General features: G+C 37.1%; 5 protein-coding genes. 3 read left to right on the top strand and 2 right to left on the bottom strand.

Features of this window, described 5'->3' with window-relative positions; genetic code table 11:
* On the top strand, positions 1–614 hold a 614-nt coding region (locus AC06OU_RS03210), incomplete at its 5' end, for a TPM domain-containing protein (RefSeq protein ID WP_475853935.1).
* 21 nt (positions 615–635) lie between these two features.
* Positions 636–1,082 carry a GNAT family N-acetyltransferase gene (locus tag AC06OU_RS03215; protein WP_475853937.1) on the top strand — a complete coding sequence of 149 codons (447 nt, stop codon included), beginning with the start codon at positions 636–638 and terminating at the stop codon, positions 1,080–1,082.
* 332 nt (positions 1,083–1,414) lie between these two features.
* Here AC06OU_RS03215 and AC06OU_RS03220 read toward each other — a convergent pair whose 3' ends face one another.
* The gene (locus AC06OU_RS03220; protein WP_475853939.1) at positions 1,415–1,813 is read right to left on the bottom strand and encodes a multidrug DMT transporter permease; all 399 of its coding nucleotides are present in this window, start codon (positions 1,811–1,813) and stop codon (positions 1,415–1,417) included.
* Positions 1,814–2,204: 391 nt separating this feature from the next.
* On the opposite strand from AC06OU_RS03220, the gene AC06OU_RS03225 reads away from it, so the two are divergent.
* Positions 2,205–3,014 carry a cupin domain-containing protein gene (locus AC06OU_RS03225; RefSeq protein WP_475853940.1) on the top strand — a complete coding sequence of 270 codons (810 nt, stop codon included), beginning with the start codon at positions 2,205–2,207 and terminating at the stop codon, positions 3,012–3,014.
* A gap of 574 nt (positions 3,015–3,588) precedes the next feature.
* On the opposite strand, the gene AC06OU_RS03230 is transcribed toward AC06OU_RS03225, so the two are convergent.
* On the bottom strand, positions 3,589–4,526 hold a 938-nt coding region (locus AC06OU_RS03230; protein WP_475853942.1), incomplete at its 5' end, for a hypothetical protein.

The following is a 4,526-nucleotide window of genomic DNA, read 5'->3' on the forward strand; positions in this document are numbered from 1 at the left end:
TTTTTTTATTATCTCCTTTAAGTACAGGAGCTGCTGGGGATATCTCAAAGGATACCTATTTAGTAGATGAAGAGAACTTTTTAACAGAAGAAACGAAGCAGGAAGTAAAAATAATGGGAGAAAAATTAAAAAAAGGAACGACCGCTCAACTGGTTGCGATGATTATCGAGCATGTAGGAGACCAGTCGGCAAGTGAATTTAACATGGACATCATACGAGAGAACCAAATAGGAAGTGTACGAAATAAGAATGGCTTACTATTTTTAATCGAAGCGGATCCGGTTAACGGGGGAGGTCCGGCAGTAGAGATTACAGTGGACCGTGACTTGGAAAAAGCACTTTCAGATGCCAAAATAGATCAGATAATCGATCGGTATACGATGCCTTATTTAAACCAAGGTCTAATCGATGAGGCTGTAGTCTCCACCTATCAGGCTTTGTCCAATGAGGTTTCCAAGCATTACGGTATTACAGAGGGGCTAACGAAGCCACAGCCCTATACAAGTAACAGCCTACAGGACAGTATCTCTATCCCAACCATAATCATTATCCTTTTAGTCATCTTCCTCCTATCTAGAATGGTAAATGGTAAAAGAAAACAGAAGAGAGATTAACAAAAGAAACGGGGAAATGGAATGAAACTAGTAGAAATAAATAAGGATAACTGGCTGAAAGTAGTCCTTCTAACAACTAACGAGGATGGCAAAGGAAGCGTAGTAGAACAATTTGTTGCCTCCAATGCATTATCCATCACCCAATCCGTCTATGAAACCGGATGGACTATCAAAGGTATCGAAGCAGAGGACAAGCTCATCGGCTTTGCCATGTACGGGTTCGATGAAGAAACTGCAAATTACTGGATATGCCGCTTTATGATCGATCATAAAAGCCAAGGAAAAGGCTATGGCAGAAAAGCAGTGGAGCTAGTGTTAAATGAAATGAAGCAGGTGGACGGCTGCAGCTCCATCTATTTGTCAACGGAGCCAGAAAACGAAATAGCCATCAAGCTCTATGAAAGTCTCGGCTTCCAGAAAACGGGCAACATTAACGAAGGCGAAGCAGAGTTTGTTTTAAAGGTTTAGAGAAATTAAGGTGGGAGAGCTAGATTAACAGGCTCGGTGCAACGGGAGAGCACGTAAAAGCTAAGCGAATGGCAACAGCACATAAATTTATTTGCTTCTTCTAACTGCACTACTAATAATTTTGTTAAACCACTGAAACAATGATATTAAATTAGACTGACAGATATCGTGTAATCTTCCACTTAGATTCTTATAAAAAGAAAAAATTCCTTCTTTAATATAAAGTAGGAATTTTTATCGTTTTAATATATTTTATGTTGCTTATAAGACTAGTTCAGCATAGTGAACTTAAAAAGTGAGACTCCACTATATAAATTCCTGTTTAATATATGTTAAACAGACATTTTTGATTGATTTCTTAATGGATTCGAGCGCATCACCAATGTGAACCAGATGGCAAACCCAAGGTAAACTAATGTCAAAATAACAAATATGAAATGAAAATCCTCTGCCAGATGCCGTATTAGGGCAAAAAAGACAACGAGGCAATGTATCAGATTTCCCAATACGACAGGTTTGTTATAGATGCCGCCAATTAGGGAAGAACGTGTAAACCAGTTCAACATTGCAAAACCTAAATATAGTCCTCCGATGATTTGCAGAAGAATCAGAGTAATGGGCGAAGGGTCAATCCCTAATACATTTGAAATTTCTTCGGGAATAAAGGTTCCTGCCAACCCCAACAAACCCATCACTACAGCACTACTACTCAAAAGCCATTTTGTTTTCATTTTGTTTCCCCTTTTCATCTAAGCTTGTGTTTCACAGCAACCAGAAAATTTTAATAAGGAATGTATGAGTTTCAAAATGCAATAAAGCTATCGTTAAACGATAAATTATTATATTCAACGGCATCCCGTTTTTAACCTTTATGGAAGAGCTAGCTTCAATAAATTTTTGACGTTTTCTAATCAAGAGCATTTCATCAGCAAGAATGACTTTCTTTTCTCATGTTTTTGGCCATGCTGGTTTAACTAACTCGCTGCTCTTTTGGGGGTAGTGGTAGGGGTTTGTAGTAAAAAACGTTGATTAATTGTCGGCGTTTTTAATCTCAAATTGTTCTCTTATGGCAACATTTAGTATACCCTGCTGACACCACACATAAGATGGATTATTAATAAAATGAAAGTGAAGGGATTGATAAAAATGTATTATGCACCTTATATGTATCAATATCCTTATTATGTAAATTCTCCGCAGTATATCTACGGAAACACGACTGGTTATTGGGCAGTTCCGAATGAGGTGGCATTTGGTTCACACCATTCTTATTATGAGAACGTGTTAAAAGACTATGGAGCAAACCCTTTTGTTATTAATATTAATGAGGCAACCAAAGTAAATCAGACGTTTCGTACGGCACTATGGACAGGAAGTCGTTTGCAAGTCACATTAATGAGCCTTAATGTAGGGGAAGATATCGGTTTGGAAATACACCCTGAAGTGGATCAATTCCTACGTATTGAACAAGGTCAAGGAATAGTTCAAATGGGTAATAGTAAAGATAATTTAAATTTGCAATGGAGTGTATTCGATGATACAGCAGTTGTAATACCGGCTGGAACATGGCATAATCTCACAAATACCGGAAATGTTCCTTTGAAACTATATTCCATATATGCCCCGCCAAACCATCCATTTGGTACAGTTCATAAAACTAAAGCGGAAACAATGGAGATGGAACATGGAAATGGAAATAAAAAATATTATGGGAAGACTCCAGATGAGTGGGTTAAGCACACAGAATTTCTGGTTAAAGAAGGCATCGAAGACGTTGAACGAGGAATTAATATGACACATATCCTTCAAGAGTTTATTTTAATGGGAGTTCTTGTTGGAAAGGGATATTCTCCTGAAAAAGCATATGAAACAGTAGAAGAATGGGAACGTACAGGAGAATCACAAATTCTCCAGCAAAGCAAAAAAATGTAGAGCCTAAGAGGTAATCAAATAAAAAAACAGATGAAGAAAACGAATTGTTTTCTTCATCTGTTTTTTTTTAGTGAAGATAAAGGCTATTGTCTTTCGTTATGAGGTATTGTAGTAAACTACGCTGTGATTGTCGTAATCCATAGAGTGATTGTCGTAAAAACTAATCAGAGAGAGTCCACGGAATTTGATTGTAGTAATCTACGAGTGTATTGTCGTAAACTACGCTTTGATTGTAGTAATCCATGGAGTGATTGTCGTAAATTAAAACGCTAGGAATCTCAGGTAAACTAGCCAGCTACTGAAGGTAGGCGGCAAATGGGGTGGGGTCTATGAGTGAACGGTTTGAATTAAGTTTTAAAAACAAGGAAGTAAGAATGTGGTGTTATTTAGCTATACCAACGTTTATTATATTAATCCTTATTATTAATTATAGTGATACAAACTATCAGTTTTTTGTTCTTTTGGCATTTTGGGCTATCTTTTATACGTGGCGTTATTTTTATAGGAAGAAAAACAAAGATAAAACGAGCTAGTCATAGCCTAGCTCGTTTAAATCATTCATCATTTTTCTCTGCTATTCTACCTCTTTAAATGTATGGAGCATCTGTATAACTTTTTTGTAGACATCCCGGTGAGAACCTATCGTGATATCGCCAGTAATCCCCATGTCCAAGCCAGGAGCGTACACTAGCTTACCATCATCGTATAGAGTCACCGTATATAATGTCATTCCTTGATCTGCCTCGTTTGTTAAATAGATTTGAAAGCTATCTACTTGAGGGAGTAATTCCGCTCTCCAGTTGCTTTCCTCCTCGGTAACCTCTTGAATAGGTAGGTCACTAATGGAATCCATTATTTCATTTATTTGATTTACATCAGTTGTACAGCCATTCATTTGTTTGGAGCCAGTTCTCCCATGGAAGCAAATGGAATCGAACGAAACGTCAATAGACGGCTTCCTGTTATTAAAATAGGCATCAAAATTGGGGATGATATCATATAGATCTGTGCCATCTGAAGCTAACATTAAGTTATATCTCCCTATTTTTCCAGGCTCTGTTTTAGAAAAGATATATTCTTCTTTTAACGTGTGAAAGATTTTCTGCCCTTTGTTGTTTGTCAAGGAAACCTCCACTTCTGTACGATAAATAGTAGGGTGATCCTTGTCCTGTTTAATCTGTACCTTCTCTAATTGCATGTCTATATTGCTGTCGATTAATTGGTGATTATATTTGAATACCATGTTAATGTTTAGGGCAGTTTCCAACAAGTTTTCTGTAAAATATTTATCAAAGCTCGAATAGTAATAATTCATAAGGTCCTTATATTCCTTTGATACTAACAGCATATCGTACTCTTCTGGATTTGCTTCTACTATTTTGTTTTCCCACTCCTCACTTAATCGTTTGAATTCCATATCCGGCCCATTATATTCTTTTTCAATGACTGCCATAACTACTTCCTCATTCGTAAGTGGCTGGGCAGTTTGCTCGGTTTCTGATGGGACCATTA

The organism is Psychrobacillus sp. (assembly GCF_056205495.1).

What these genes read in the sequence shown, in the direction of transcription:
- AC06OU_RS03215 (WP_475853937.1), top strand. Translation starts at nt 636, where the DNA reads ATGAAACTAGTAGAAATAAATAAGGATAACTGGCTGAAAGTAGTCCTT.
- AC06OU_RS03220 (WP_475853939.1), bottom strand. Translation starts at nt 1,813, where the DNA reads ATGAAAACAAAATGGCTTTTGAGTAGTAGTGCTGTAGTGATGGGTTTG.
- AC06OU_RS03225 (WP_475853940.1), top strand. Translation starts at nt 2,205, where the DNA reads ATGAAAGTGAAGGGATTGATAAAAATGTATTATGCACCTTATATGTAT.